This window comes from Deinococcus sp., assembly GCF_030523985.1.
GTDB lineage: Bacteria > Deinococcota > Deinococci > Deinococcales > Deinococcaceae > Deinococcus.
Genome location: NZ_JAUNHK010000091.1, coordinates 1 through 3,483 on the forward strand (window position 1 = coordinate 1; position 3,483 = coordinate 3,483).

Sequence of the window (3,483 nt, forward strand, 5' to 3'; positions counted from 1 at the left end):
AGTGCCGCGCACGCCCACCGCGTTGCCCGCCTCGTCTATCTGCGCCTCAAAGTCGCGGGCGCTCATCCAGTCGCGCAGGAAGGTCGCCACCGCCGTTTCTTCGCCGGAAAGCGAGGGGATGGTAACGGCCCCGACGATCAGGTCACGCGCTTGCGTCATGGTGGTGGAGGTCGGCGTCACTCTTGGCGCTCTCCCTGAACGTCGGTGTCGGCTTGGGCACCTTGTTCTTCCTCGTCTTCGGCGGCTTGCGCTTCCGGCTCGTGGTGCTCGTCATCGGCCTGGGCGCTTTGCAGGGCGTCCGAGTCTGCCAGCACCGCGCCCTGAATCGCCTGCAACTGCGCGACTTCGGCGAGGCTCAGAAGCGCCCCGGCACCGACGATGCCCGCCAGCACGACCCACAGCCCCAGGAATTTCTGGGCGTTGAGGAACATCAGCACCGCCGTAATCAGTGCGCCGACCAGCAGCACGCCCGCCAGCAACTTGAGGCGTCCCGGTACGCCGCGCACTTTGCCCGCCTGGGCACGGAGGTCTGCCGCCGTGTAGTGCTGGGCAGGTGCGGCAGCTCCAGCAGGCTGAGCCACGGGAACGGGCGCTGCCGTCACGACCATCTGCTCGACCTGCTGCGGGTCAGGGTCGGGCAGGGAGTGGACTTCGGCGGCCTGGACGGGCGCCTGGGGCCGGGCACCGATCACCATCTGCTCGCTCTCCGGCTCGGCAAATTCGGGCGCGGTGGGCGCGGTCAGTGAGGGCGATTTCCGCACGGCGCGAATCTCCACCGAACCGGGAGGCGGCAGGTCACGGTCAAGGGCATTCCCGGCGGCGGCGCTGAGACCCAGGGCGTTTTCGCGCATCCCGCCCGTGTCCTCGGCGTCCAGGCTGCCGCGCTGGCCCCGGCGGTTGACGGTGATTTTGGGCGGCGGGCCGGAAAACTGCGGTTCTTCTGCCGGGCGGCGCACCGCCGTGACGCTCACGCCCTCGTCGGGGTCGGCGGGCGCCGCAGCGGGAGCGGACTGAGGCGCGGGAGCCGCCGGAGGCCGGGCCGGGGCACTGGGACGGGCAACGGGGGCCGAGGTGACAGGCGGCGGCGAGGTCAGCGATTTGACCCGCGCCGTCACGTCGCGCACCTGTCCGAAAAACTGCTGCACTTCGTCGCCACCGAACCCAATCAGGCTGGCACTCATCGCCACGCCCGCCGGGGTCTCGACGCGCAGGGTGCCTTCGGCGTCGCTGTGAATGCGGGCGAGGTCGCGCAAGGTGACGCGCCGGGTGCCGTGTCCGTCGTGAAAAAGCAGTTGTTCGTCGGTGAGCACGAACAGGCCCGACGCCCCTTCGAGTGAAGCGATGGCAGGCCCGCGCAGGCCGCTGGCATTCAGAACTCCTTCTACACGCTGGCTCATTTCCTGTCCTCCCTGGCGGGGCTGCTCGCCTGCTGCGCTGGCCTGACGCGCGGCCTGCACGTCACCTTGCTCCCGGCTCTGTTCCCTGCTCTTGTCACGCTTCATCGCCGCTCAGCATACCGGGTTCACCCTGGTCTATGAGTTGCCCCAAGTTGCCTGCCACTGGCAAGGGGTCTAGAGGCCGGAGCGCCGCACAGCCTGAGAGGAAAAATGGCGGCTGCATCCGCTTTTTTCTTGCCCCGACTCCCAGAAGAAGTAGGGCGGTCGGCTCCCAAAACGCCCTGTCTTCAGCCTCCTCAGCCCCCAGACCATGAGGCTTGACTTTCAGGCCCGCTAGACTCTGGCCCATGACCGAGCTTTCCCCGCCCGTTTCCCTGCCCAGCGGGTTTATCCGCGCCGACGACGTGCTGCACGAGCGCCTGCTGCCCGACAAGGCCAAATACCTCGACCTGAAATACGGCAACGAGGAACTGCTCTATGGCCTCGACATTCTGGGGGTGGCGGGGCCGTTTTACCGCGTGTCCCCCTGGGAACTGGAAGACGAGCGGGGCGTGCGCCGTATCAACGCCTGCGGCTACGCGGCGCTCCCTTTTGGGGAAATGCCGCCCGCCATCACGGGGTTTATGCGCGAATTTCTGGAACACAACCGCGCCATGACCCTGCCGCAGCAGTCCAGCAGCCCCTGGCGGGCCGCCCTCCAGACCAATCTGGTCAAACTGCTCAGCCGCGAACTGCCCAGCCACAGCGACAGTCAGGTCTTTTTCTGCTCCAGCGGCACCGAGGCCATTGAAGGGGCCATGAAATTCGCCAAGGCGTGGCGGCCCCGCGCCGAGCACTTCATCTCGTTCGGCAGCGCCTATCACGGCAAAACCTACGGCAGCCTCAGCCTGACGCCCAACCCCGAGTATCAGGACGCCTTCCGCCCGCTGGTGCCGGGGGCACTGACCTCGCCCTACGGCAATCTGGACGCCCTCAAGAGCCTGATTCGCCGGGTCGGGCCCGACAAGGTGGTGGCGGTGGTCGTCGAACCGATTCAGGGCGAAGGCGGGGTCAACATTCCGCCTCCCGGCTTCCTGTCGGGCCTGGGCGAGTTCTGCCAGCAGCACGGCATCGTCGTCATTGCCGACGAAATCCAGACCGGACTGGGCCGCACCGGGCACTGGTTCGAGTCGGCGGCGCAGGGCCTCGACCCCGACATCGTCACCCTCGCCAAACCGCTGGGGGGCGGACTGGTGCCCGTCGGAGCGACCATCGTGCGCCACCCTATCTACAAGAAGATGCTGGGCGGCCTGAGCAGCAAGCGCCACTCCAACACCTTCGGCGGCGGGGCGCTGAGCATGGCGGTGGGCCTCAAGTCGCTGGAATATCTGGTGGAGAGCGACTTGCCCGCCCGCAGCCGCGCCCTGGGCGAGCAGGGCCTAGCAAAATTGCAGGAATTGCAGCGGCGCTACCCCCGCCTGTTCGAAGCGGTGCGTGGACAGGGGCTCTTGCTCGCCATGCAGTTTCAGCCGGTGGTCGGCCTGCCGCTGCCGGGCGCCCTGCGCGAACTGGCCCACGAAGCCACCGCCATCCTCGCCCTGCGTGAACTGCACCAGTCCCGCGTGATGGCGAACCTCAGCCTCAGCAGCAAGCGGGTGGTGCGCCTCTCCCCCGCCCTCGACATGCCGCAGGAGACCTTTACCGAACTGATGGAACGGGTTGAACACTTCGCCGGGCGCAACCCCACCTCGCGCCACCTGCTCACCCATACGCCCACCCAGGTCACGCTGGAACTCGCCCGTTTCGCCGCCAGTAAGCCCAAGAAGCGCACGCCCAGCGACGGCTAAACAGAAGCGGGGCTACGGGAGTTCTGCGTCCCGTAGCCCCGGCCTGCTGACGTGCCCCTTACTTGGGCATCAAGTTCAGGACAGCCAGACTCATCGCCTGAGCGCTCGTCTTGATGCTGGGTTCGGGCAGCGGCGCGTAATAGGGAGAGTGATTGAAGGCCAGCGGCTTACCTGTGGCAGCGGCTTCCTTGATCTTCTCGGGGTCCTGTGCGCCGACGAAGAAGAACAGCAGCGGCACTTTGCCGTCTTGCCCGTAGACC

At 67.2% G+C, this 3,483-nt stretch carries 2 protein-coding genes and 2 pseudogenes; 1 reads left to right on the forward strand and 3 read right to left on the reverse strand.

The genetic code is table 11. The features are described from left to right. Positions 1 to 159 (reverse strand): annotated as a pseudogene (locus Q4C89_RS11795) (acetyl-lysine deacetylase); the annotation flags it as partial. A 17-nt stretch (positions 160 to 176) separates the two neighbouring features. Then, positions 177 to 1,397: a hypothetical protein gene (locus Q4C89_RS11800; protein WP_303102812.1), complete on the reverse strand. Its 1,221-nt coding sequence runs from the start codon at positions 1,395 to 1,397 to the stop codon at positions 177 to 179. 347 nt (positions 1,398 to 1,744) lie between these two features. On the opposite strand from Q4C89_RS11800, the gene Q4C89_RS11805 reads away from it, so the two are divergent. Beyond that, positions 1,745 to 3,223 (forward strand): aspartate aminotransferase family protein, encoded by a 1,479-nt coding sequence (locus Q4C89_RS11805; protein WP_303102813.1) that lies wholly within the window; start codon positions 1,745 to 1,747, stop codon positions 3,221 to 3,223. A 58-nt stretch (positions 3,224 to 3,281) separates the two neighbouring features. On the opposite strand, the pseudogene Q4C89_RS11810 reads toward Q4C89_RS11805, so the two are convergent. Continuing rightward, positions 3,282 to 3,483, reverse strand: a pseudogene (locus tag Q4C89_RS11810) (hypothetical protein); the annotation flags it as partial.